Source organism: Solimonas variicoloris DSM 15731 (assembly GCF_000382285.1).
Taxonomy (GTDB): Bacteria; Pseudomonadota; Gammaproteobacteria; order Nevskiales; family Nevskiaceae; genus Solimonas; species Solimonas variicoloris.
In genome coordinates, this window is record NZ_KB907944.1 from 25,255 (window position 1) to 50,051 (window position 24,797).

20 protein-coding genes and 1 pseudogene are annotated in these 24,797 nt (G+C 69.7%); 7 read left to right on the top strand and 14 right to left on the bottom strand.

Annotated features, from left to right (window positions below; translation table 11 throughout):
• Positions 1–23 precede the first annotated feature (23 nt).
• The 4 genes from H149_RS0116515 to H149_RS0116530 all read right to left on the bottom strand — a co-directional run bounded on the left by H149_RS0116515 (position 24) and on the right by H149_RS0116530 (position 6,993).
• Positions 24–2,279 carry an acyl-CoA dehydrogenase gene (locus H149_RS0116515; protein ID WP_020650880.1) on the bottom strand — a complete coding sequence of 752 codons (2,256 nt, stop codon included), beginning with the start codon at positions 2,277–2,279 and terminating at the stop codon, positions 24–26.
• A 187-nt stretch (positions 2,280–2,466) separates the two neighbouring features.
• On the bottom strand, positions 2,467–3,591 hold the full coding sequence (locus H149_RS0116520; protein WP_020650881.1) for an acyl-CoA dehydrogenase family protein: 1,125 nt from the start codon (positions 3,589–3,591) through the stop codon (positions 2,467–2,469).
• A gap of 25 nt (positions 3,592–3,616) precedes the next feature.
• Positions 3,617–5,776: a 3-hydroxyacyl-CoA dehydrogenase NAD-binding domain-containing protein gene (locus H149_RS0116525; RefSeq protein WP_020650882.1), complete on the bottom strand. Its 2,160-nt coding sequence runs from the start codon at positions 5,774–5,776 to the stop codon at positions 3,617–3,619.
• An 11-nt stretch (positions 5,777–5,787) separates the two neighbouring features.
• The gene (locus tag H149_RS0116530) at positions 5,788–6,993 is read right to left on the bottom strand and encodes an acetyl-CoA C-acetyltransferase (RefSeq protein ID WP_020650883.1); all 1,206 of its coding nucleotides are present in this window, start codon (positions 6,991–6,993) and stop codon (positions 5,788–5,790) included.
• 199 nt (positions 6,994–7,192) lie between these two features.
• On the opposite strand from H149_RS0116530, the gene H149_RS0116535 reads away from it, so the two are divergent.
• Together H149_RS0116535 and H149_RS0116540 are read left to right on the top strand one after the other, a co-directional pair.
• Entirely contained in the window at positions 7,193–7,810 is a 618-nt protein-coding gene (locus H149_RS0116535; protein ID WP_026353247.1) for a TetR/AcrR family transcriptional regulator, read from the top strand.
• A gap of 50 nt (positions 7,811–7,860) precedes the next feature.
• Positions 7,861–8,520, top strand: coding sequence for an MOSC domain-containing protein (locus H149_RS0116540; RefSeq protein WP_020650885.1), 660 nt, complete (start codon positions 7,861–7,863; stop codon positions 8,518–8,520).
• Positions 8,521–8,692: 172 nt separating this feature from the next.
• Here the strand turns inward: H149_RS0116540 and H149_RS0116545 are convergent, their stop codons facing one another.
• From H149_RS0116545 to H149_RS0116555, 3 genes are read right to left on the bottom strand one after another with little or no spacing between them, the layout of a single operon-like run.
• The gene (locus tag H149_RS0116545; RefSeq protein ID WP_020650886.1) at positions 8,693–9,343 is read right to left on the bottom strand and encodes a LysE family translocator; all 651 of its coding nucleotides are present in this window, start codon (positions 9,341–9,343) and stop codon (positions 8,693–8,695) included.
• Complete coding sequence (locus tag H149_RS0116550) at positions 9,333–9,929, bottom strand: GNAT family N-acetyltransferase (protein WP_020650887.1); 597 nt, start codon at positions 9,927–9,929, stop codon at positions 9,333–9,335. The genes H149_RS0116545 and H149_RS0116550 overlap by 11 nt, the downstream gene beginning before the upstream one ends.
• A gap of 41 nt (positions 9,930–9,970) precedes the next feature.
• Complete coding sequence (locus H149_RS0116555) at positions 9,971–10,756, bottom strand: CHAD domain-containing protein (protein WP_020650888.1); 786 nt, start codon at positions 10,754–10,756, stop codon at positions 9,971–9,973.
• A gap of 216 nt (positions 10,757–10,972) precedes the next feature.
• Between H149_RS0116555 and H149_RS0116560 the strand changes: the two genes are divergently transcribed.
• From H149_RS0116560 to H149_RS0116570, 3 genes are read left to right on the top strand one after another with little or no spacing between them, the layout of a single operon-like run.
• A complete protein-coding gene (locus tag H149_RS0116560; protein ID WP_020650889.1) occupies positions 10,973–11,674 on the top strand; it encodes an RNA polymerase sigma factor in 702 nt (233 codons plus the stop codon).
• Positions 11,671–12,135 carry a hypothetical protein gene (locus H149_RS0116565; protein WP_020650890.1) on the top strand — a complete coding sequence of 155 codons (465 nt, stop codon included), beginning with the start codon at positions 11,671–11,673 and terminating at the stop codon, positions 12,133–12,135. The genes H149_RS0116560 and H149_RS0116565 overlap by 4 nt, the downstream gene beginning before the upstream one ends.
• A gap of 17 nt (positions 12,136–12,152) precedes the next feature.
• Positions 12,153–13,034, top strand: a complete 882-nt coding sequence (locus H149_RS0116570; RefSeq protein WP_020650891.1) for a DUF4097 family beta strand repeat-containing protein — start codon at positions 12,153–12,155, stop codon at positions 13,032–13,034.
• An 84-nt stretch (positions 13,035–13,118) separates the two neighbouring features.
• Here H149_RS0116570 and H149_RS23850 read toward each other — a convergent pair whose 3' ends face one another.
• The 6 genes and pseudogenes from H149_RS23850 to xseA all read right to left on the bottom strand — a co-directional run bounded on the left by H149_RS23850 (position 13,119) and on the right by xseA (position 18,868).
• Positions 13,119–13,892, bottom strand: coding sequence for a hypothetical protein (locus tag H149_RS23850; RefSeq protein ID WP_020650892.1), 774 nt, complete (start codon positions 13,890–13,892; stop codon positions 13,119–13,121).
• A gap of 171 nt (positions 13,893–14,063) precedes the next feature.
• Positions 14,064–15,641, bottom strand: a complete 1,578-nt coding sequence (gene purH / locus H149_RS0116580) for a bifunctional phosphoribosylaminoimidazolecarboxamide formyltransferase/IMP cyclohydrolase (protein ID WP_026353249.1) — start codon at positions 15,639–15,641, stop codon at positions 14,064–14,066.
• A 58-nt stretch (positions 15,642–15,699) separates the two neighbouring features.
• Positions 15,700–15,966, bottom strand: a complete 267-nt coding sequence (locus H149_RS0116585) for a helix-turn-helix domain-containing protein (RefSeq protein ID WP_020650894.1) — start codon at positions 15,964–15,966, stop codon at positions 15,700–15,702.
• 121 nt (positions 15,967–16,087) lie between these two features.
• Entirely contained in the window at positions 16,088–16,522 is a 435-nt protein-coding gene (locus H149_RS24475) for a protein tyrosine phosphatase family protein (RefSeq protein WP_436278847.1), read from the bottom strand.
• Between the two features lie 6 nt (positions 16,523–16,528).
• Positions 16,529–17,398, bottom strand: a pseudogene (prmA, locus tag H149_RS21445) (50S ribosomal protein L11 methyltransferase); the annotation flags it as partial.
• Positions 17,399–17,479: 81 nt separating this feature from the next.
• Positions 17,480–18,868, bottom strand: a complete 1,389-nt coding sequence (xseA, locus tag H149_RS0116595; protein WP_020650896.1) for an exodeoxyribonuclease VII large subunit — start codon at positions 18,866–18,868, stop codon at positions 17,480–17,482.
• 100 nt (positions 18,869–18,968) lie between these two features.
• Here xseA and guaB point away from each other — a divergent pair, with 100 nt between their 5' ends.
• Positions 18,969–20,438: an IMP dehydrogenase gene (gene guaB / locus H149_RS0116600; RefSeq protein WP_026353250.1), complete on the top strand. Its 1,470-nt coding sequence runs from the start codon at positions 18,969–18,971 to the stop codon at positions 20,436–20,438.
• A 138-nt stretch (positions 20,439–20,576) separates the two neighbouring features.
• Here guaB and H149_RS0116605 read toward each other — a convergent pair whose 3' ends face one another.
• Positions 20,577–22,979, bottom strand: coding sequence for a TonB-dependent receptor (locus H149_RS0116605; RefSeq protein ID WP_020650898.1), 2,403 nt, complete (start codon positions 22,977–22,979; stop codon positions 20,577–20,579).
• A 142-nt stretch (positions 22,980–23,121) separates the two neighbouring features.
• On the opposite strand from H149_RS0116605, the gene guaA reads away from it, so the two are divergent.
• Positions 23,122–24,693 (top strand): glutamine-hydrolyzing GMP synthase, encoded by a 1,572-nt coding sequence (gene guaA, locus H149_RS0116610; protein ID WP_020650899.1) that lies wholly within the window; start codon positions 23,122–23,124, stop codon positions 24,691–24,693.
• Positions 24,694–24,797: the final 104 nt, after the last annotated feature.

The window sequence follows — 24,797 nt, forward strand, 5'->3', positions numbered from 1 at the left end:
CGCCCGTCGTGCGGACTGCGCCCTCAGCCGTTGGCGACGGCGCGGTACTCGGCGGCACTGTCGCGCTTGAAGGTGCCGTAGTACTCGGCCGGCGCGAAGCTGTCGACTTCGATCGCCGCCAGGCGCGCGGCATGGGCGTCCTTGAGCTGTTGCGCCTCGGCGGCGCCGAGCAGGCCGGCGCGCACGGCTTCGTCGGCGAGCTCGGCCGGCGCGCGGCCGCGCGGCAGCTGCCTGGCGCGCTGCGCCTGGACGATGCGATCGTGCGCGCCCTGCGCGGCGCCGAGCAGGCGGAAGGCTTTCAGCAGCCGGCCGATGCCGACGCGGTCGTCGGTCGGCAGGAAGACGTTGGCGGCCAGACGCTCGTACTGCGGGCCGTAGTGCTGGACGGTGCGCGCGGCGCGCGCCGACAGCGCGTCGCCCGGCATCGCGCCGACCGGGTTGGCGCGCGCCTCGAACACGCCGATCGTCTTCATCCACGCGCCGAGCGGACCGTCGAAGTTCTGGTAGATGCCGACAAAGGCGTCCTGCACCTGCGCCAGCGCGTATTCGCAGGCGTACTGCACCAGCGGCAGGTCCTCGGGCTTGCGGCCTTCGGCCTCGTAGCGGCGCAGCGCGCCGATCGCGAGGATCTGCCAGGCCAGCGCGTCGGCGTAGCGGCCGGTCAGCTTGCCGCGCGCCTTGAGCTTGCCGCCGATCGCGAACATCGCCAGATCGGTGAGCACGCCGAAGCGCGCCGCCGTCCAGCCGAGGCGCTGGTAGTAGCGGCGCGTCGGCGGCGCGACGTCCGGCACGCTGACGAAGGCGCCGCGCGTCAGGAAGTGCCACTCGGCGCGCAGCAGGCCCTTGGCGAAGTGGCCGATCCAGCCGAGCAGGTTCTTGCGGAACGCCGGCACGTCGCTGTTCTCGACCGCGTGCACGACGTTGAGCGCGTACGGATGGCAGCGCGTGGCACCCTGGCCGAAGATCATCAGCGTGCGCGTCATGATGTTGGCGCCTTCGACGGTGATCGACACCGGCGCCGACTTGTACATCATGCCGAGGATGTTGTTCGGGCCCTGCATGACGCCGGCGCCGGAGAACACGTCCATGCCGTCGATGACGAGCTGGCGGCCGAGCTCGGTGGTGTAGGCCTTCATCACCGAGGACACGACCGGCGGCTGGATGCCCTGGTCGACCGCGGTGCAGCCGAACACGCGCGCGCCTTCCATCATGTACGACAGCGCGGCGATGCGGCCGACCTTCTCTTCGACGCCTTCCATGTGGCCGATCGGAATGCCGAACTGCTGGCGGACGATCGAATAGGCGCCGGTGACGGCGGCGGTCAGGCGCGCGCCGCCGACCGCGCCGGCCGGCAGCGAGACCATGCGACCGCCGGCGAGCTGTTCCATCAGCATGCGCCAGCCCTGGCCGGCGTAGGCGACGCCGCCGATGATGTTGTCGACCGGCACGACCACGTCCTTGCCGATCAGCGGGCCGTTGTAGAACGGATCGCCGATCGGTTCGTGATGGTCGCCGTTGCTGAAGCCCGGCGTGCCCTGGTGCAGCAGCACGCAGGTGATGCCGACGTCCTCGCCCTTGCCGAGCAGCTGCTCCGGATCGTGCAGGCGGCAGGCGATGGTCGCGAGATTGGCGATCGGCGCCAGCGTGATGTAGCGCTTGCGGAAGTTCAGGCGGATCTTGGTCGCGCCGTCGGCGTCGCGGAAGACCCGGCCTTCGGCCTTGATGCTGGCCGCGTCCGAGCCGGCGGTCGGCTCGGTCAGACCGAAGCAGGGCACGTACTCGCCGCGCGCCAGCTTCGGCAGGTAGTGATCCTTCTGCGCCTGCGTGCCGTAGTGCTTGATCAGCTCGGCGGCGCCGAGCGAATTCGGGATCACCACGAAGGTGCCGACCGCGCCGTTGTACGCCGACAGCTTGGCCATGATCGTCGAGATCGCCAGCGTCGAGAACTCCAGGCCGCCGTACTGCTTCGGAATCAGGAAGGACATGAAGCCCTTCTGCTTGATGAACGCGAAGACCTCGTCGGGAATGCGGCGCGTGCGCTGGATCTGGTAGCGGTCGAACATCGCCAGCAGCTCGTTGCACGGCCCGTCGAGGAAGGCCTGCTCCTCTGCCGTCAGCTGGCCGTAGGGCTGCGCCAGGATCTTGGCGAAATCGGCGCGGCCGGCGAAGAACTGGCCGTCGATCCAGACCGAGCCGGCTTCGAGCGCCTGGCGCTCGGTGTCGGAAATCTGCGGCAGGATCCGCTTGGCCTGCATCCATTTCATCACTGTGCCGAACATCGCGCGTCTCCTGCTTCGAATCGAAAACTGCCGACGGTCCTCAAGGGACCCTCTCGAAAAAGTGCATCCATCGTCATCGCGCGGCGCCGCGGCCGCGGCGATCCGGAGGCATTGCCGGTGGCATGCGCCGCCGGATCGCTGTGTCGCCTGCGGTGCCGCGCGATGACGGAGTGATTTCGGCCCTTCCTCAGAGGAAGCGGCCGATCAGCTCCTTCATGATCTCGTTGGTGCCGCCGTAGATGCGCTGCACGCGCGAGTCGCGCCACAGCCGCGAGATCGGGTACTCATCCATGTAACCATAGCCGCCGTGCAGCTGCAGGCACAGGTCGGCGATCTCGAACTGCTTGTCGGTGGTCCAGTACTTGGCCATCGCCGCGGTCACCGCGTCGAGCTTCTTCTCCAGCAGCAGCTCGGTGCAGCGCTCGACCAGCACGCGGCCGAGCATCGCCTCGGTGCGCGCTTCGGCGAGCTTGAAGCGCGTGTTCTGGAAGTCGATGACGCGCTTGCCGAAGGCCTTGCGCTCCTTGACGTAGGCGGTCGTCAGGTCGAGCGCCAGTTCGATCGCGCCGACCGCGCCGAGCGCCACGATCAGGCGCTCCTGCGGCAGCTGCTCCATCAGCTGCGCGAAACCAAGGCCCTCGGAACGGCCGAGCAGATTCGCCTTCGGCACCCGCACGTTCTCGAAGAACAGTTCCGAGGTGTCCTGGCCGTGCATGCCGACCTTTTCCAGGTTGCGGCCGCGGCGGAAGCCCTCGGCGCGGTCGGTCTCGACCACCAGCAGCGATACGCCCTTGGCCTTCTCGTTCGGATCGGTCTTGGCGACCACGACGATCAGGCCGGCCTGCTGGCCGTTGGTGATGAAGACCTTCTGGCCGTTGATGACGTAGTCGTCGCCGTCGGCGATCGCCGTCGTGCGCACGCTCTGCAGATCCGAGCCGGTGCCGGGTTCGGTCATCGCGATCGCGCCGACCAGTTCGCCGCTCGCCAGCTTCGGCAGCCACTCCAGCTTCTGCGCCTCGCTGCCGTAGGCGAGCAGGTAATGCGCGACGATGCCGTTGTGCAGCGAAAGGCCCCAGGCGCTGCAGCCGACGCGGGCCTGCTCCTCGATCAGGATCTTCTCGAACGCGAAGTTGCCGTCGCCGCCGCCGTACGCGGCCGGCACGCTCGGGCACAGCAGGCCGAGCGCGCCGGCCTTGTGCCACAGCTCGCGGTCGACATGGCCCTGCGCGTCCCAGCGCGCGATGTGCGGCGCGACCTCGGTCTGCATGAAGCGCCGCGCCGTGTCCTGGAACATGCGCAGCTCGTCGCTCATGTAGCGGCCCTGCGCGAGTGCGGCGTTAAGCATCGAAGCGGCTCCCGTCCTTGGCCATCTTCACCAGCAGCCGCGCCGGCTTGAAGCGGGCGCCGTAGCGCTTCTCCAGTTCGCGGCTACGCTTGACGAAGCGCGCGACGCCATAGGCATTGATGAACTGCAGTGCACCGCCCTGCTGCGGCGCGAAGCCCCAGCCGAAGATCGAGCCGATATTGGCGTCGGCGACGCTCTCGACGACGCCTTCCTCGTAGCACTTCGCCGCCTCGTTGGCCTGCGCGAACATCAGGCGGTCGATCATCTCTGCCTGTGCCGGCTGCGCGGCGGCGAGCGGGAACTGCGCCGCCAGGCCGGGCCACAGCTGCTTCTGGCCGCCGGCGGCGGACGGGTAGTCGTAAAAGCCGCGGCCGGCTTTCTTGCCCGGACGGTCGAGCGTGCGCACCATTTTCTCGATGACGGCGTTCGCCGGATGGCCGGCGTAAGCCTTGCCCTCGGCTTCGAAGTCCTTGTGCGTCTGCTCGAGGATGTGCAGCGACAGCGACAGCGAAACTTCGTCCTGCAGCGCCAGCGGGCCGACCGGCATGCCGGCCTGCAGGCCGGCGACCTCGATCGAGCGCGGGTGCGCGCCTTCCTGCAGCAGCGCCAGGCCTTCCATCACGTAGGTCGCGAACACGCGCGAGGTGTAGAAGCCGCGCGCATCGTTGACGACGATCGGCGTCTTGCCGATCTGCTGCACGTAGTCGAAGGCGCGCGCCAGCGTTTCCGGCGAGGTCTTCTTGCCCTTGATGATCTCGACCAGCGGCATCCTGTCGACCGGCGAGAAGAAGTGCAGGCCGATGAAGTGCTGCGGCCGCGCGCTGGCCTGCGCCAGGCCGGTGATCGGCAGGGTCGAGGTGTTCGACGCGACGATGGCCTTCCTGGCCAGCTGCGCCTCGGCCTGGCGGGTGACGTCGGCCTTGATCGCGCGGTCCTCGAACACGGCTTCGATCACCAGATCGCAGCCCTGCAGATCCTCGTACGCGGCCGTCGGCTTGATGCGGGCGAGCCGCTCGTCCTTGCCCTGCGCCGTCAGGCGGCCTTTCTTGATCGCCTGGTCGAGCAGCCCGGCCGAATAGGCCTTGCCGCGCTCGGCGTTGTCCAGCGTGGTGTCGAGCAGCACGACCTCGATGCCGGCCTGCGCCGACACGTGGGCGATGCCGGCGCCCATCATGCCGGCGCCGAGCACGCCGAGCTTGTGCACCTTGCCGCGCTCGATGCCGTCCGGACGCGAGCGGCCCTTGTTGATGCTGCCGAGCTGGAACCACAGCGCGCCGATCATGTTCTTCGACACCGGCGACACCACGCAGTTGGCGAAGTAGCGCGATTCGATGCGGCAGCCGGTGTCGAAGTCGACGATGCCGCCTTCGAACACGCAGGACAGGATGTTGGCGACGGCGGGGTAGTTGCCCCAGGACTTGGCGTTGGCGAGCGACGGCGCGATCGCCCACATCTGGGCGTTCGCCGGGCTCTTCGAGTCGCCGCCCGGCCACTTGAACTTCTTGTCGTCCCAGGGCTGCACCGGCTTCGGGTTGGCGGCGATCCAGGCGCGCGCCTTGGCCATCATGTCGTCGTGATCGCTGGCCAGCTCGTTGACGATGCCCTGCTGGCGCGCCTGCGCGGCTTTCAGTTCCTTGCCTTCGAGCATCAGCGGCAGCGCCGCCTGGATGCCGATCAGGCGCGGCAGGCGCTGCGTGCCGCCGCCGCCGGGCAGCAGGCCGAGCTTGACCTCGGGCAGGCCGAACTTGGCTTTCGGATCGTCGATGGCGATGCGCCAGTGGCAGCCGAGCGCGAGTTCGAGGCCGCCGCCGAGCGCGGTGCCGTTGAGCGCCGCGACCACCGGCCGGCCGCAGGTTTCGAGGCGGCGCAGCAGCGCCTTGAAGGTCTCGGCGAGCGCGTAGGCCTCCTCGGCCTGCGTCATCGCGTAGACCTTGTCGATGTCGGCGCCGGCGAGGAATTCCTTCTTGCCGGAGCTGACGATCACGCCCTTGACCGTGGCGTCCTGCTCGATGCGGGCGATGGCGTCGCCGAGCGGCGCGCTCAAGGCTTCGTTGAGCACGTTCATCGAGCGGCCCGGCATGTCGAGCGTCAGCGTGACGATGCCGTCGGCGTCCTTGTCGAAACGCACGGCGCTGGGATTCGTTGCTTCCATGTCGGTGCTCCTCAAACCCGCTCGATGATCGTGGCGATGCCCATGCCGGCGCCGACGCAGAGCGACACCAGGCCGGTCTGCTTGTCCTGGCGTTCCAGCTCGTCGAGCACGGTGCCGAGGATCATCGCGCCGGTCGCGCCGAGCGGATGGCCGAGCGCGATCGCGCCGCCGTTGACGTTGACGCGTTCGGCGTCGATGTCGAGATCGCGGATCGCGCGCATCACGACCGCGGCGAAGGCTTCGTTGATCTCGAACAGGTCGATGTCGGCGGCCTTCATGCCGGCCTTGGCGAGTGCCTTCTGCGCCGCCGGGCCGATGCCGGTCAGCATGATGGTCGGCTCCGAGCCGATGACGGCCGCGGCGCGGATGCGTGCGCGCGGCTTCAGGCCGAGCTGGCGGCCGATCTTCTTGTTGCCGACCAGCACCGCGGCGGCACCGTCGACGATGCCCGAGGAGTTGCCGGCGTGATGCACGTGGTCGATGCGCTCGACCGTCGTGTACTTGCGCAGCGCGGTGGCGTCGAAGCCCATCTGGCCGATCTGCGCGAACGAGGGCTTGAGCTGCGCCAGGCCTTCGAGCGTGGTCTCCGGGCGGATGAATTCGTCGTGGTCGAGCACGGTCATGCCGTTGAGATCGACGACCGGCACCAGCGATTTCGCGTAGCGGCCGGCAGCGCGCGCCTGCGTCGCGCGCTGCTGCGAGCGCAGCGCGAAGCGGTCGACGTCCTCGCGGCTGAAGCCTTCGAGCGTGGCGATCAGGTCGGCGCCGATGCCCTGCGGCGCGAAGCCGGTGGCGTTGTTGACGCGCGGATCCATCGCCCAGGCGCCGCCGTCCGAGCCCATGGTCCAGCGCGACATGCTCTCGACGCCGCCGCCGACGACCAGATCCTCGAAGCCGGACATGACCTTCATCGCCGCCAGGTTCACCGCTTCCAGGCCGGAGGCGCAGAAGCGCGACTGGGTGACGCCGGCGACCGTCTCGGCCCAGCCGGCGTAGAGCGCGGCGACGCGGGCGATATCGGCGCCCTGTTCGCCGACCGGCGTGACGCAGCCGAGCACGACGTCGTCGACGCGCGAGGTGTCGAGGCCGTTGCGCGCTTCGAGCGCGCGCAGGCAGGTGGCGGCGAGTTCGATCGGCGTGACCTGATGCAGGCTGCCGTCTTTCTTGCCCTTGCCGCGCGGCGTGCGCACGGCGTCGTAGATGAATGCCTCGGTCATGGAATCCTCGGGCTTGCGCGAATAGGTAACTGAAATTACCATTTGGCCGTTTCCGATAACGGAAGAACGGCGAAGCGAGTGCTGTCGCATCGGGGTGCGCGCGACCGTGAGAATGTAATCACGAGCGCGGACGCGGTCAATACGATGCCGTATGGCACGACTTTCGCGGGTGTAATTTCAATTACTTTGGAGGCAGTGAATGCGCCGTAGTGACGCAGTGCTGGCGGACCGCTCGCAGCTCGATGCGGCGACCCGGGTGCGCATCGAGCAGGCCGTGCTCGACATCTTCTCGGAGCGCGAATTCCATCGCGTCGGCCTGATCGAGATCGCGCGCGCCGCCAACGTTTCGCTGCAGACCATTTACAAGTACTACGGCAGCAAGGAAGCGCTGCTGTTCTCCAGCCTCGACATCTGGCTCGGCAAGCTCGCCGCGCGCATGATCGATCACCTGCAGGGCATCGAGGACTACAAGGAGCGCCTGCGCAAGGTGTTCTGGGTCAGCCTCGATTTCTACGAGAAGAACCCGAAGCTGATGCAGCTGCAGATGAGCTCGGTCTACGTCAACACCTGGCGCAAGCACGAGCAGTTCGACAACCCGCAGCTGTTCGGCACCTTCCTCAAGGTGCTGCACGAAGGCCGCGAGAAAGGCGTCATCACCGACGAGGTCGACGAGAAGTACGTGCTCGACGTCATCATGGGCACGCTGGCGCGCCTCGTGCAGATGTACGTGCATCGCGGCATGAAGGAATCGCTGACGGCGCAGGCCAATCCGATCTTCGAGATGCTCTGGCGCGCCATCGCCAAGCCGAAAGCCTGAGCGGCATCGCGCCTTTACGCGGCACAGCCTGCGGCGGAGAATCCGCCGCCATGAAAGCGATCGTCGCTGCGATCTACGCCGGCGCGGTGCGGCCGATGCCGGACGACGGGCGGCCGACCGGCATCTTCAAGACTCCGCTGGCCGGCGAGGCCGAGATCGGACGCGAAGGCATCGTCGGCGATGCGCAGGCCGACCGCCGCGTGCACGGCGGGCCGGAAAAGGCGCTGCATCATTTCCCGGCCGAGCATTACGCGCGCTTCGCCGCGGCGTTCACGGAGCAGGCCGCCGCATTCGTGCCGGGCGCGATCGGCGAGAACCTGACGACGCGCGGCTGGACCGAGGCCGAGGTCTGCATCGGCGACGTCTACACCTTCGGCAGCGCGCGTCTGCAGCTCAGTCAGCCGCGTTCGCCGTGCTGGAAGATCGATGCGCGCTTCGGCGTCGACGGCCTGACGCGCTACGTTGCCGAGCACGGCATCGCCGGCTGGTACTACCGCGTGCTCGCGCCCGGCCGCTGCCGCGCCGGCGACGCGCTCGAACTGATCGAGCGCGAGGCCGATCCGGTCACGCTCGCCGAATACTGGCGCCTGCGCGTGTCGCCGGGCGCCGATCGCGCGCGCCTGCAGCGCGTCGCCGACTCGCCGGGGCTGGCGCCCGAGCAGCGCGCCCGCTGGCAGCAGCGCCTCGACTGGCTGCGCGCGCAGCGCTGAGCGGCGCCGCGATGTGCGGCGGCCGGTGCTGGCGAAGGGTTTGCATCAGGCCGTCATCACCTGGCCGCGCCGTGGCCGTGGTGATCCGAAAACGTCGTCCTGCGTCGTGCGCCGCCGGCTGGTTTCGTCGCCGGCGGCGACTGGCGACGACGGCGCGCCTTTCGGAGCTTTCCTAGCGATACAGCCATGCGCCGGCGCTGCGCAGCAGCACCAGCAGACCGAGCGCGATCAGCACCACGCCCATCGCATGATCGATGCGGTGCGCATGGCGGCGCAGCGCGCGACGCAGGCCGGCGTGCGAGAGCAGCAGCGCCAGCGTCGCGAACCAGCCGAACGTCGCCAGCGGCAGCCACAGCGCCAGCGCCAGTGTCAGCGGCATCGACATCGGTCCGCTGACGACGGCGCTGAACAGCGCGACGAAGAACAGCGTCGCCTTCGGGTTCAGCACATTGGTAGCCAGGCCGGTACCGAAGTTGTGGCGCCAGTCGCCGGGCGCCGCCGCGCGCGGATCGTCGCCGGTGTCCGGTAGCGGCTGTGCGCGCATGGCGCGGCTGCCGATCCAGATCAGAAAGCCGGACCCGGCCAGCGCGATCAGCGTCAGCGCCCACGGCGCGTGCGCGATCAGCCAGCGCAGGCCGAACAGGCCGTAGGCGACGTGAAAGAGAATGCCGGTGCCGATGCCGGCCGCGGTCCACACGCCGGCGGCGCGGCCGTAGGCCAGCGACTGGCGCGTGACGATCGCGAAGTCCGGGCCTGGGCTGACCACGCCGAGCGCATGCGCCGCGGCGACGGTGCCGAACACGGCGAGGCCGCTAGCGAGCATCGGTGCCGCTCTCGCGATCCCAGCCGGGCCAGGGGCCGTCGGCGGCGGCCGGCCGCTCGACGGCGTGGCGTTCTTCGGCGTAGCGCGTCATGCCGCGCGCCTCGTAGTTGGCGAGCGCGTGCGGGCCGTCGAGCGAACAGGTATGGACCCAGACGCGGCGCGCGCCCATCGCCCAGGCGCGCTCGATACCGACGCTCAGCAGATGGCCGCCGAGACCGGCGCCGGTGAACTCGCGCATCAGTCCGAAGTAGGCGATCTCGACGTCGTCGCCGGCCTGCTTCTCGAGCTCGATGTAGCCGGCCGGCGTGCCGCGCACGTACAGCACCCAGGTTTGCACTTCGGGGCGGTCGAGCCAGCGCAGCCACTGCGCGTACGACCAGCCGAGGCGGTCGCGCCAGTGCCAGTGGCCGCCGACCGCGGTGTAGAGGAAGCGGTTCAGCATCGGCAGCGGCTGCTCGGCGCGCAGGATCAGCGGTTCCGGCTGCGGCCGCGCGGCGCGGCGCAAGGCCGCCGGCGAGCGCATTTCCAGATACCAGGTGGTGACAAGTTCCTGCATGGCGGCGGGCGACGGGGCGAAGCCGCGCATGATACGGCGCCGCCGACGCGGCGGCAGCGAACGGCGCGGCTTCAGGCGAACAGTGTCGCGCCGCGCCGCAGCGCCAGCGCCGCGAGCCGGTCGAGCCGCTGGGCGGCGAGCGTGAGCAGCCGCCGCTTCAGGCGCGGCGGCAGCGCGGTCGTTTCGGCCCAGCGCTGCAGCAGCCACCAGTCGTGATGCAGGCCCAGCGTCGCTTCGAGCGCGGCCAGCGGCGCGGCTTCGGCGGACGCCTGAGGCAGCAGCGCGCCGAGCAGTTCGTACTGGTAGCCGAGACGCTTGAGATGGCGCCGCCAGCGGTGCAGGACCGCGGCGCGCGGCGTGGCGGCGGCGGCCGCGAAATCGCGCCGGCAGGTGCTGCGACAGGCGACGATGCGCCGGCGCAGCGTCGTCGCCTGCCGCGGCCAGTGGACATTGGCGAGCGCGGCGCGACCGCGCTTCAGCGCGCGCCGGGCTTCGGCCTGCGCTCCGGCGGCGTCGTCGATCGCCGGCAGCGCGGCGAGCAGCCGGGCGTGCTCGGCGGCGTTCAGATGCCGGCCGCGGCGCAGGCGCTGCAGCATCGCGGCCAGCACCGTGCGGTCGCGCTGTGCGGCGAGGCGATGCGCGGCGCGGCGCAGCCGGCGTTCGAGACGGCGCGCCGCCGCGTCGTCGGCGGCCGCGAGCCGGCGCCAGGCGCGCAGGCGCTTGATGTGTTTGCGCACCGTGTGCACGTTGCGCTGCCCGCCGCGCCGCAGGGGCTGGCGCGCGCGCTCGAGTTCCGCGGCGGCGGCGGCGCGCAGCTGGCGGCGGAGCGGACGATCGACGACATCGATGGCGCGCATGAGCCCGGCCCTCTTCACGGCAAGGGCGCCCAGCTTAGGAAGGGTCGTCGCGGACCGGCATTGATCTGCGTCGGTCCGCCATTCGCGCCCCGAAGCGGCCGACGCGAGCGTCCGCACGCGCTGCCGGCCGGGCCCGGGGCAGGGGGGCGACGCCGACCGCTGCCGGCGCTTCAAACGTTTTCGGCCGCTGCCGCGTCTATCAGGCGGACAAGGAACATGACGATGACGGCAAACCTCAGCACTCTGGCGGCAGGTCCGGCGGCACTCTGGCAACTCGGCGGCGACGGCGCCGGCAATGCTAGGCTGCCGCGCCACGGCGGGGCGGGCGTGGCCGGGGGATGGAACGTGCAGGTCGCGCAACAAGCGGAGGGGGATTACGACGATGCCGAGGCGGTGCGCCGTGCCGTCCGCGGTGACGCGCGCGCCTTCGAGCGCCTCTACCGGCGCCACGTCGCCCGCATCCACGGCCTGTGCCTGCGTCTCGTCGACGGCGACCGCGCCAAGGCCGAGCAGTACACGCAGGACGCCTTCGTGCGCGCCTGGGAGAAGCTCGCCAGCTTCCGCGGCGACGCACAGTTCTCGACCTGGATGCATCGCCTGACCGTCAATCTCGTGCTCGGCGAGCATCGCCTGCTGAAGCGCTGGGTGACGTTCGACGAGGCCACGGCCGATGCCGACGGCGGCAGCGATGCCGGCGAGGCGATGCTCGGCGAGCATCCGCAGCAGCGGGTCGGCGAGCGCCTCGATCTGGAGCGCGCGCTCGCCCGTCTGCCCAAGGGTGCGCGAGCCGTGCTGATGCTGTATGACGTCGAGGGGTACTCGCACGAGGAGATCGCCGAGCTGAGCGGCATCGCCGTCGGCACCTCGAAGGCGCAGCTGCACCGCGCCCGCAAGCTGATGAAGGAATGGCTGTCATGAATTACCGTCGTGACGACGAGATCCCGGAAGAGGCCGACGACGCCCTGCGCGCGGCGCTGCGCGGCCTCGATTTCAGCGAGGCGCCGCAGCGCGAGCTGTGGCCCGGCATCGAAGCGCGCATCGCGCCGCGCCGCCGGCTGTCGGCGAACGGCTGGATGGGCCTCGCCGCCGCCGCCTGCGTCACCGCCGTCATCGGCCTGACGCTGCTGCCGCCGCCGGCGCCACCCGATGCCGCATCGGCGACGCGGGTCGCCGGGCCGGCCACCGCGGCCGACCTGCGGGCCGTGCCGGGCAGCCGCGCGCTGGTCAAGGCCAACCTGCAGCTGTCGCGCAGTTCCGAGCAGCAGATCCGCAAGGCCCTGCAGCAGGACCCCGATTCCGAGTCGCTGCGCCGTCTGCTGACGACGACGCAGAGCCGCAGCGACGAATTGCGCCGCATGCTCGCGGCGCAATCGACCTGATCGCACTGGAGTAGACGATGAAGATGCACCTTCCGATGACGCTCGCCGCCGGTCTGCTGCTGGCCGCCGGCCCGGCCCTGGCCCGCGACGGCAGCCCGATCAACGAGACGCGGGCGCTGGCCGCCGACGGCCAGATCAGCGTCAACAACATGGCCGGCACGATCACGGTGCGCGGCTGGGACCGCAACGAAGTCGCGATCAGCGGCACGCTCGGCGAGGACGCCGAGAAGCTGGAGATCGGCGGCGATGCGAAGAACCTCAGCATCAACGTGCGCTATCCGGGCGGCACGCGCGGTCACGTCGACCAGACCTACCTCGAACTGCGCGTGCCGGCGCGCGCCGGCCTGCGCCTCGACGCGGTCAGCGCCGACATTTCGGTCGGCAGCACCAGCGGACCGATCGCGGCGCGCAGCGTCAGCGGCGACGTGCAGCTGAACGTCGGCAGCGGCGAGGTCAACGCCAGCACCGTCAGCGGCGACCTCACCGTCAAGGCGCCGTCGTTCAAGACCACGCTGAACTCGGTCAGCGGCGATCTGACGGCCAGCGGCGTGCGCGGCACGCTGAAGGCGGAGACGGTGTCCGGACAGCTGTCGATCGAGGGCGGGGCGTTCCGCGACGTGTCGCTGCAGAGCGTGTCCGGCGACATGAGCCTGGACCTCTCGCTGGAGGACGCCGCCAAGCTCAGCGCCGAGACGCTGTCCGGCGACATCGACTTGCGCCTGCCGAAGACGCCGAGCGCGCAGCTGACGATGAAGACCTTCAGCGGCGATCTGCACAACGCGTTCACCGGCGGCGACGCCGGCAGCGACGTGCGCAAGGTGTCGACCACGCTCGGCGGTGGTCGCGGCAGCATCGACCTGCACACGTTCAGCGGCGACATTCGCATCGAGCCGCGCTGAAGCGCCGGCCCGCTGCGGATCGGCCAAAAGAAAAGGGGCGCGGCCTTGCGGCCGCGCCCCTTCTTTTCGTGCTGCCCGGGTGGCTCAGTAGCCGGCCTCGTTCGGGTCGATCTGCACCTCGAGCACACGCTGGCCGGTGCTGTAGGCGCTGGTGTTCGAGAAGATGATGCGGCCCTGGCCCTTGTAGTGGGCGATCGTGCGATAGGAATCGCCGCCCTTGAAGTTGAACGGGATCCAGGCCTTGCCGGTGACGTGCGCGTTGGTCGAAGTCGGCGGACCGGCGATCGCGAACGCCTGCTGCTGCGACATCTCCGGCTTGACCTCGGTGATCGGCTTGTAGGCGCCGTCGGCCGCGGCCGCAGCGGCCGGCGCGGCGGCCGCCGCCGTGCTCTTGGCGGCCGCAGCCGGAGCCGCAGCCGGGACCACAGCCGCAGTCGCGGCCGATGCCGCCATGCCGAGCGCGTACTGCTCGCCATCGGCGCCGCCGAGGCCGGCGGCGGCATTGTTGCAGTACTTGCGCGTCTTCTTGTGCGTCTGCGGGTTGTCGCTGACCTGCTTGAGCGCCGAGTAGTAGCGCTTGTTGCCGGTCGCGGCGAGCGCCTTGCAGCTCCACGACAGCGCGTCGACATAAGCGTTGCCGGACTGCGACTGATTCTTCAGCAGCACCTCGGCGAGGGCGTCGGTCACGACCGGCGAGGACGCGCCGGAGGCTTCGATGTTCTGCGCGGCGGCGCGGATCGCGGCCGGCGCGCCGGAGCGGATCTGGTCGAGGTTGTACTGGTCGCCGGCGCTGAGCTCGGCGTGTGCGGCGCCGGCGGCCAGCAGGCCGGCGGCAAGCGTGATGCGAAGGTGTTTCATCGGATTCCCCTGGTTCTGGTGGATCGGGAGTCCCGGAGCAGACCTGCCCCCTCCCGGCGGAACGCGCAGTGTAAGGATAGCCCGAGCCGCGCTTGTGACATTTGCCTCACCGCGGCCGCGCACAGCGCGCGCCGCTGTGCGCTGGTTCGCGCTCGCCCCGGTCGCGCGCGATCAGTGCCGGAAGTGGCGGATGCCGGTGAAGACCATCGCCATGCCGGCCTCGTCGGCGGCGGCGATCACTTCGGCGTCGCGCATCGAGCCGCCCGGCTGGATCACGGCGGTGATGCCGGCGCGCGCGGCGGCGTCGATGCCGTCACGGAACGGGAAGAACGCGTCGGACGCCATCACCGAGCCCGGCACTTCGAGCTTCTCGTCGGCGGCCTTGATGCCGGCGATCTTGGCCGAGTAGACGCGGCTCATCTGGCCGGCGCCGACGCCGATCGTCATGCGCTCGCGGGCGTAGACGATGGCGTTCGACTTCACGAACTTGGCGACCTTGTAGGCGAAGATCAGATCGTGCAGCTCGGCCTCGGTCGGCTCGCGCTTGCTCACGACCTTGAGCTGGCCGAGCGTGACGATCAGATCGTCGCGATCCTGCACCAGCAGGCCGCCGGACACGCGCTTGTAGTCGAGCGCCGGCGCGCGCTGCGCCGGGAACTCGCCGCATTCGAGCAGGCGCACGTTCTGTTTGGCGGCGACCGCCTGCCTGGCGGCCTCGCTGACGCGCGGCGCGACGATGACCTCGACGAACTGGCGTTCGACGATCAGCTTCGCGGTCTCGCCGTCGAGCTCGCGGTTGAAGGCGATGATGCCGCCGAAGGCCGAGGTCGGATCGGTACGGAAGGCGCGCTCGTAGGCCTCGCGGATGCCGGACTCGTTGACGGCGACGCCGCAGGGATTGGCGTGCTTGACGATCACGCAGGCCGGCTTGGTGAAGCTCTTCACGCATTCGAGCGCGGCGTCGGCGTCGGCGATGTTGTTGTAGCTGAGCTCCTTGCCCTGCAGCTGACGCGCGGCGCTGATCGTGCCGGACTCGGCGTTGCGCTCGCGGTAGAACGCCGCGCGCTGGTGCGGGTTCTCGCCATAGCGCATGTCCTGCAGCTTGTCGAACTGCAGGCCGAACACCGGCGGGAACGCATCGCGCGCGCCGTCGTCGTGCAGGCTCGACAGATAAGCCGATACCGCGCCGTCGTAGCGCGCGGTCAGCGCGTAGGTCTTGACCGCGAGGCGGTAGCGCGTCGCCAGCGTGGTGCCGCCGGCGTCGATTTCGGCGAGCACCGCGGCATAGTCGGCCGGATCGGTCAGCACCGCGACCCAGGCGTGGTTCTTCGCCGCCGCACGCAGCATCGCCGGGCCGCCGATGTCGATGTTCTCGATGGCGTCCTCGCGCGTGCAGTCGGGCTTGGCGACCGTCGCCTCGAACGGATAGAGGTTGACGACCAGCAGGTCGATCGGCGCGATGCCGTGCTGCGCCATCACCTCGGCGTCGACGTCGCGGCGGCCGAGCAGGCCGCCGTGGATCTTCGGATGCAGGGTCTTGACGCGGCCGTCCATGATTTCCGGAAAGCCGGTGTGCGCCGACACTTCGACGGCGTCGAGGCCGGCCTCGCGCAGCAGCTTGTAGGTGCCGCCGGTCGACAGCAGCTCGACGCCGCGCTGTGCGAGTTCGCGCGCGAACTCGACGATGCCGGCCTTGTCGGAAACGGAAAGCAGGGCGCGGCGCACCGGCGCGCGGGAAGTGGTAGTCATCGGGCGGCTCGTCGGAAGCGGGGAGTCGGAGTGATCGCGGCGGCTGATCGCGGGGCGATCAGTTCACCGCGTCGGGCTTGATCTTGTGCTGCTTGAGCTTCTTGCGCAGCGTCGCACGGTTGAGGCCGAGCATTTCGGCGGCGCGTGACTGGTTGCCATGGCAGTAGCGCAGCGTGGCCTTCAGCAGCGGCGGTTCGACCTGGTCGAGGAACAGGTCGTACAGGTTCTTCGGCATGTGGCCGTTCAGCGTTCGGAAGAAGTCGTCCAGACTGTCGGAGACGGAATGACCGAGCGGCTTGATGTCCGAGGACCGGAGCGAAGACATGCGTAGATACTCCAACCCGCGTACGGCTCTGTCGCGGGTCTGACCGGAAAAAGGGGGCGGCAATGATACTCTCGCGGCGCCCCCCGCAAAAGCCGGCGGGCGCCGCGCGGTTCTGGTGAATTCAGCCCAGCGTCGCGTCGATCAGCGCCTGCCAGACCGCGTCCGGCTGCCAGACCGCGTGCAGATCGGCCAGCGCCGCGTCGCGCGCTTCGCCGCGGCGCAGCACGCGATACAGGTACACGAACACCGAGGCGCGCAGGTTCAGTGCGCAATGCACCAGCAGGTGTTGTCCGGCGTAGCGGTCCATCAGCGCGCAGAACTGCTCGACGTGCTCGCGCGTCGGCGCCTCCCACGGAATCGGCAGCGCCGCGTACTGCACGCCGAGCGCCTGCCAGCGCGCCGCTTCATCGGGCAGATAGTTCGGCGAGGTCGGTGCCGCCAGATTGATGACGGCCTCGATGCCGGCCTGCTGAAGGCCCGCGAACTGCTCGGGCCACGGCTGCCCGGAAGTCAGCAGGCGGGCGTCGATGCGGTGGCGTCGGATCAGCGCCGGCATGCGGCACCGCGCGGCCAGCCGCGTCCAGCCGTCCTTGCTCAGGTCGGCGTCGAAATCGAACCAGGCATCGTAGGCCGCGCGCACGTCCTCGGCCTGGCGGTCGAGCAGGCCGGCGAGCACCAGGTGGCCGCCGCGCCTGATCGAGCTGGCCAGCGTCGGCGCCAGCGCGATCAGCGGATTGGCGAGGATGTTGGCGACGATGATGTCGGCCGGCAGCGGCACGAAGGCGTCGGCCGGCAAGGTGACGATGCGGTCGGCGACGCCGTTGGCGGCGGCGTTGTCGCGCGTCGCCAGCAGCGCTTGCGGGTCGATGTCGACGCAGACCGCGCGTTCGGCGCCGAGCAGCAGGGCGGCGATCGCCAGCACGCCGGAGCCGCAGCCGAAGTCGAGCACGGTCTTGCCGGCGAGGTCGAGGGCGGCGAGCCACTGCAGGCACAGCGCCGTCGTCGGGTGCGTGCCGGTGCCGAACGCCAGGCCCGGATCGAGGCGCAGGATCACCGCGTCCGGCTGCGTGACCTCGTCGACCTTCTCATGCGGCACGACCCAGAGCTTGTCGCCGAACGGCAGTGGCGGGCAGTCCTTGAGCCAGACGCGAACCCAGTCCTGATCCTCGATCAGCTCGGTCTCGAAACGCGCCTCGGCGCCGTCCGGCAGCAGCTCGCGCAGGCTGGCCTGCACCGGCGCCAGGTCCACGCCCTCGGCGAACAGACCCAGCGTCACCGTCTGCGCCCACAGCGGCGTCTCGCCGGGCGCCGGTTCCAGGACCGGATCGTCGACCGCGTCGACGAAGCTGACGGCCGCGGCGTCGTGCGCCAGCAGGATCTCGTCGGCGAATTCGGGGTGGCGCGTGTGCACGCGCAGTTGCAGCCAGGCCATGTCGTTCTCGCAAGGGTGGGGCACGGGCCGGCAAGCCGGCGGCGCGCCCGCGGGGCGCGCATTATCGGCTCTGCGCCGGCTTTAGTGCGGATCTTTCGCTGACGCCGGTGTCACCGAGGTGGCGGTGACGACGGCGTCGGCGCTGCCGCGCGCGAGCAGCAGGTGCAGCGTGGCGCCGCGCTCGGTGCGCGCAGCGTCGGTCAGCGCGCGGCCGTCGGCGTCGAGCGCGATCGCGTAACCGCGTTCGAGCACGGCGCGCGGGTTGAGGCTGGCCAGCACCGATTCGGCGCGTTCGAGGCGCGCGCGCGCCGCCGCCGCCTGCAGGCGCAGGGTCTCGTGCGCGCGCGCCTGCAGGCGTTCGAGGCGGTGGCGTTCGATGGCCAGGCGCCGCGCCGGCGCATGCGCGCGCAGCGTCGCCTCGCGATGTTCGAGACGCTGCGCGAGGCGCGCGAGCAGGCGCGTCTCGGCGTGCTGCAGGCGCTCGCGCAGTTCCCGCAGGCGGGCGCCGCGTTCGCGCAGGCGCCGGCCCGGATGCTGGGCCTGCAGGCGCCGCTGCTGTTCATCGAGACGTTGCGCGGCCTGCTGCAGGCGGCGCTCGGCGGCCAGCGTCATGCGGTTCTCGTGGCTGCGCAGCGCGGCGAGCCAATCGGCGATGTCCGGCGCCGCGCGTTCGGCGGCGGCGGTCGGCGTCGGCGCGCGCAGGTCGGCGGCGAAGTCGGCGATCGTCACGTCGACCTCGTGGCCGACGCCGCTGATCACCGGCACCGCGCAGGCGCGGATCGCCCGCGCGACGCGCTCGTCGTTGAAGGCCCAGAGATCCTCGAGCGAGCCGCCGCCGCGTGCCAGCAGGATCACGTCGACCGCAGCGCGGCGCGGCAGCTCGGCGAGCGCACGGACGATCGCCGGCGGCGCCTCGGCGCCTTGCACCGGCACCGGATACAGATAGACCGGCGCCAGCGGATAGCGTCGCGCCAGCGTCGTCAGCATGTCGTGGATCGCCGCGCCGCTCGCCGAGGTGACGATGCCGATCGCGCGCGGCCGTTTCGGCAGCTCGCGCTTGAGGTGTTCGTCGAACAGGCCCTCGGACGCCAGCCGGCGCTTGAGTTCCTCGAACGCGCGCAGCAGGGCGCCTTCTCCGGCCGGCTCCATGTGCTCGCAGATCAGCTGCAGATCGCCGCGCGCCGTATAGAACGAGAGCTGCGCGCGCAGCAGGACGGCGTCGCCGTCCTTCGGCGCCGGCCGCACGTGCAGATTGGCGTTGCGGAACATGGCGCAGCGCAGCTGCGCGCGCGCATCCTTGAGCGTGAAGTACCAGTGCCCGGACGCCGGCCGCGACAGGTTGGAGATCTCGCCCTGGACCCAGACCCGGGGCAGCGCGTCCTCGATCAGGGCGCGCAGCAGCTCGGCGAGTTCGGAAACCTGGTAGATCGTGCGCCCGCCGGCGCGCTCGGGGGCAGGGAGTCTCGGCATCGCGCAAGCATAGCGATTTCACGGCCCGGCCTGCGCCGGCGAACGGTTTTGGACTATAATGACGCGCTTCCAGACGACCGCAGCCGCCATGTCCGCAGCCATGCGTATCCAGTCCGAAGCGCTCACCTTCGATGACGTCCTTCTCCTTCCGGCCTACTCGGAAGTCCTGCCGCGGCAGGTCGACCTGAGCTCGCAGCTGACGCGCGGCATCCGTCTCAACATCCCGCTGCTGTCGGCGGCGATGGACACCGTCACCGAAGCCCGTCTGGCGATCGCCCTGGCGCAGGAAGGCGGCCTCGGCATCGTGCACAAGAACATGACCGCCGAGCGTCAGGCCGCCGAAGTCCGCGCCGTCAAGAAGCACGAGGCCGGCGTCATCGTCGACCCGATCACCGTGCCGCCGACGATGACGATCGGCGAGGTCATCAAACTGACGCGCAAGAACAGGATTTCCGGCGTGCCGGTCGTCGACGGCAAGAATCTGGTCGGCATCGTCACCAGCCGCGACGTGCGTTTCGAAACGCGCTTCGACGAGCCGGTATCGCGCGTGATGACGCCGAAGGATCGCCTCGTCACCGTGCGCGAGGGGGCCTCGCGCGAGGAAGTGATCGCCAAGCTGCAGGAGCACCGCATCGAGAAGGTGCTGGTCGTCAACAGCAAGTTCCAGCTGCGCGGCATGATCACGGTCAAGGACATCCAGAAGACCGTCGACTTCCCGCGCGCCTGCAAGGACAGCGCCGGCCGCCTGCGCGTCGGCGCCGCGGTCGGCACCGGCGCCGATACCGAGGAGCGCGTCAGCGCGCTGGTCGAGGCGGGCGTCGATCTGGTCGTCGTCGATACCGCGCACGGCCACAGCAAGGGCGTGATCGACCGCGTCGCGGCGATCAAGAAGCAGTACGGCGACAAGCTGCAGGTCGTCGGCGGCAACATCGCCACCGGCGATGCCGCGCTGGCGCTGGTCGCGGCCGGCGCCGATGCGGTCAAGGTCGGCATCGGTCCGGGCTCGATCTGCACCACGCGCATCGTCGCCGGCGTCGGCGTGCCGCAGATCAGCGCGGTGATGGAAGTCGCCGAGGCGCTGAAGAAGTCGGGCGTGCCGCTGATTTCCGACGGCGGCGTGCGCTACTCCGGCGACTTCGCCAAGGCGATCGCCGCCGGCGCCGCAGCGGTGATGGTCGGTTCGATGCTGGCCGGCACCGAGGAAGCGCCGGGCGAGGTCGAGCTTTATCAGGGCCGTTCGTACAAGAGCTACCGCGGCATGGGTTCGCTCGGCGCGATGGGCGGCAGCAACGGTTCCAAGGACCGCTACTTCCAGGACACCACGACCGAAGTCGAGAAGCTGGTGCCGGAAGGCATCGAGGGTCGCGTGCCGTACAAGGGGCCGATGGCGGCGATCGTCCACCAGATGATCGGCGGCCTGCGCGCGAGCATGGGCTACACCGGCTGCAGGAGCATCGAGGAGATGCGCACGAAGACGCGCTTCGTGAAGATCACCGGGGCCGGCATCAAGGAATCGCACGTGCACGACGTGACGATCACCAAGGAGGCGCCGAATTACCGCGTCGAGTGATCGCAACGCCGGGCCTTCCGGCAGCGGCGGCGCACGCCAGCGTGCGCGCGGGCGGCACTCGGAATGAGTGCGGGCCACGCCGGTTCGAACCCAGAGAAGGGCGCCTTGCGGCGCCCTTCTGCGTTCTGCGGGCCGGCTTTACCAGTGGTACTGGATCGACGCGGCGATGCTGCGCAGCGGGATCTGCTGGGCGACGTAGCTGTTCGCGAACACGGCGTGGTCGAACACCAGATCGAGCGCGCGCTCGTTGGTCAGATTGTTGCCGCTGACGACGAACGACCAGTTGCCGCTGTCCGGCAGCAGCACGACGCGGCCGCCGACCAGCCAGTAGCCGTCCTGATGGCTGTGCGAGTCGAGGTCGACCGACGAGTACTGGCCGCTGCGGTACGACAGGTCGGCGGCGAGCTTCAGCGACAGGCTCGCCGGCAGCGGCATGGTCACGATCGGCGACAGCGCGCCGCTGAGCTTCGGTGCGTGCGCGAGCGTCTTGCCGCTCAGGTCCTGGGTCTCGGCATCGCCGTCTTCCTGGGCGGCCGGTGCGTTCTTGTAGCTGCCGTATTCAGCGCGGCCGTAGGCGAGCGAGCTGACGAACTGCAGCCAGCTCAGCGCGCGCCACTGCGTTTCGAGCTCGACGCCTTCGAGGCGTGCCGTCGCCGCATTGCCGATCTGGAAGCTGGTGCCCTGGTTGTCGACGGTCTGCAGATCGTCGACCTGGGTGTAGTAGACCGTCGCGTTCAGCGTCAGGCGGCGGTCGAGCCAGCGGCTCTTGACGCCGGCCTCCCAGGCCGAGGCCTTTTCCGGCCTGAACGAGAGATTGTCGGCGTTGTCGGCGGTGGCGTTGAAGCCGCCGCCCTTGTAGCCGCGCGTGTAGGTGGCGAAGCTCATCAGCTCGCGCGACCACTCGTACTGGAAGCCGAGCTTCGGCGAGATGTCGGTCTCCTGGCGTTCGAGGTGCTCGGTGAAGGTGTCGGCGCCGACCACGGCGGCGACGAGGCCGAGCCCGACTTTCTGGGTGTCGAAGTCGGCGCGCTTCTTCTCCCAGCCGTAGCGCAGGCCGGCGATCGTCGACAGGCGCTCGCTCAGCTTCCAGGTCATCTGGCCGAACGCCGCGTAGCTTTCCGTCGTCTGCGAGAAGCCGCGCAGCAGCTGGTCGTTGAGCGGAATCGCGGGCAGATGCGGCAACGCGTCGAGCAGGCAGTTGTCGCGGGTCGGCAGGCCGAGCGCCTGCAGGCCGGCGCAGCTCGCCGCGAAGCTCAGCAGGTTGTCGCCGGCCAGCGTGTCGAGATGGCTGTCGAGGTCGGCGCCGTAGGCGTACAGGCCCAGCGTCCAGTCGACGCCGCCGCCGAGGCCGAACAGCGAATCGGCCTTGCCGCTCGGCCGGAATTCGATCGAGTTCTGCTGGTAGTCGACGTTGAAGCGCGTGTTGATGATGTCGGCGGCGCTGGTGTCGATATCGAAGTACGAGCGGATCGAGAAACCGGCGTGGCCGAGCACCGTCGTGAACGACACGTCGTGCGAGCCGAGCCAGTCGCCGGCGTCGTACTCGATGACGCCGCGCGACAGATTGGAATGGCGGTTGACGTAGCCCGGCGTGTTCTGCGTGGTGTGCGCGTCGAGCGGATTGTCCTCGGCGCTGGCGTCGTAGTCCTGCGCGAACGACAGCGCCGCCGCCGAGGCGGCGTAGAGCTGCCAGTTGTTGTAGTCGACGCTGGTGTCGGACAGCTGCGAGGACAGGCTGATCTTCCAGCGCTCGCCCGGCGTCGCCTCCAGCTTCAGGCGGCCGGCCTTCTGCACGAAGCTGTTTTCCTTGCGGTTCAGCGTCGAGTTGTCGACGTCGCCGTCCTTCTTCCAGTAGACGCCGGCGGCACGCGCCGACAGGCCGTCGATGATCGGCACCGTCACGCCGGCCTCGGCGCGGCGCTGCAGCGGGTCGGCGCCGGTCAGCATGAGGTCGCCGGTGAAGCGGTCTTCCGGCTCCCTGGTGATGAAGTTGATGACGCCGGCGATCGTGTTCTTGCCGAACAGCGTGCCCTGCGGGCCGCGCAGCACTTCGACGCGGTCGAGGTCGAACAGGCCGTCCGGCACGAATTCCGAGCGGCCGATCGCGAGCTGGTCGATGACGATGCCGACCGCCGGCTCGAAGCCGACGTTGTCGGTCTCGGTCGAGAAGCCGCGGATGCCGACGACCGGCCCCTGCGGGTCGGCGTCGATCTGGACGTTGGCGACGAAGTTCTCGATCGAGCCGGCATCGAAGCTCGCCGACTCGCTGAGCGTGTCGGCGCTGACGACGCCGACCGAGACCGGCACGTCCTGCAGACTCTGCTTGCGCTTCTGCGCGGTGACGATCACCTCTTCGAGCGCACCGGCCTCGGGAACATCGACGGCGACCGGCGGCGGCGCGTCCTCGGGCAGGGCGATCGTCGGCAGCGGCTCGGCCGGCGCGGCCTCCTGGGCGGCGGCCGGGCCGGCGAGGCCGGCGGCGAGGGCGGCCGCCAGCGCCGTCAGGCGCGAGGCGGGCAGGTGCGTCTCGTATCGAATCATGGCTACGAAAGGAAGGTTCCGAAAGGGAATGAAGAAGCGGCCCCCCGGCCGCGCTGCCGCATTGTCCATCAACAAACGCGCCAAGGTGGCCACGACGCTGCTCGGGCCGCACGGTAAAATAAGCTCTGTCCCTGGGGTTTTCATGAATATCCACTCCGATCGCATCCTCATCCTCGACTTCGGTTCGCAGTTCACCCAGCTGATCGCGCGGCGCGTCCGCGAGCTCGGCGTCTATTGCGAGCTGCATCCCTGGGACATGAGCGACGAGGCGGTTCGTGCCTTCGCGCCGAAGGGCGTGATCCTCTCCGGCGGTCCGGAATCGGTATGCGCCGAAGGTTCGCCGCGCGTGCCGGCAGCGGTCTGGACGCTCGGCGTGCCGGTGCTCGGCATCTGCTACGGCATGCAGGTGATGGCGCAGCACTTCGGCGGTGCCGTCGAGCCGCACGACCAGAAGGAATTCGGCTACGCCGAGGTGCGCGCACGCGGCCATTCGCAGCTGCTGCGCGATATCGAGGACCGCGTCAACGACGAGGGCCACGGCCTGCTCGACGTGTGGATGAGCCACGGCGACCGCGTCGTCCGCCTGCCGGAAGGCTTCAAGTGCATCGCTGCGACGCCGGACCTGCCGCTCGCCGGCATGGCCGACGAAGCGCGCCGCTACTACGGGCTGCAGTTCCATGCCGAGGTCACGCACACCAAGCAGGGCAAGCGCATCTACTCGCGCTTCGTGCACGAGATCTGCGGCTGCGGCAACGCGTGGAAGCCGGATAGCATCATCGACGACGCGATCGCGCGCGTGCGCGCGCAGGTCGGCGACGGCCATGTGCTGCTCGGTCTGTCCGGCGGCGTCGACTCGTCGGTCGTCGCCGCGCTGCTGCACAAGGCGATCGGCGCGCAGCTGACCTGCGTGTTCGTCGACCACGGCCTGCTGCGCCATCAGGAAGGCGACCAGGTCATGAAGATCTTCGCCGAGCATCTCGGCGTGCGCGTCATTCGCGTCAACGCCGAGGCGCGCTTCCTCGATGCGCTCAAGGGCGTGTCGGACCCGGAAGCCAAGCGCAAGATCATCGGCAAGCTGTTCGTCGACGTGTTCGACGAGGAGTCGGCCAAGATCGAGAACGTGCAGTTCCTCGCGCAGGGCACGATCTATCCGGACGTCATCGAGTCGGCCGGCAGCAAGACCGGCAAGGCGCACGTCATCAAGAGCCATCACAACGTCGGCGGCCTGCCGGCGCACATGAAGCTCAAGCTGGTCGAGCCGCTGCGCGAGCTGTTCAAGGACGAGGTCCGCCAGATCGGCGTCGAACTCGGCCTGCCGCACGAGATGGTCTACCGCCACCCGTTCCCCGGCCCGGGCCTGGGCGTGCGCATCCTCGGCGAAGTCACCAAGGCCGCCGCCGACACGCTGCGCCTCGCCGATCACATCTTCATCGAAGAACTGCGCCGCGCCGGCTGGTACGAGAAGACCAGCCAGGCCTTCGCCGTGTTCCTGCCGGTGAAGAGCGTCGGCGTCACCGGCGACGGCCGCCGCTACGAGCCGGTCATCGCCCTGCGCGCGGTCGAGACCATCGACTTCATGACCGCGCACTGGGCGCACCTGCCGTACGACCTGCTCGACGTCTGCTCGCGCCGCATCGTCAACGAAATCAGCGGCGTCTCCCGCGTCGTCTACGACATCTCCGGCAAACCGCCGGCGACGATCGAGTGGGAGTAGCAGCCCGAGCAGCGTGCAGGGGCCCCGGCGAAGCCGGGGATGCTAGCGTCGCGAGGGCTGCGATCAGGTGAGGCGGCAAGCGTTTTCCGCCGCGCCGATTTTCC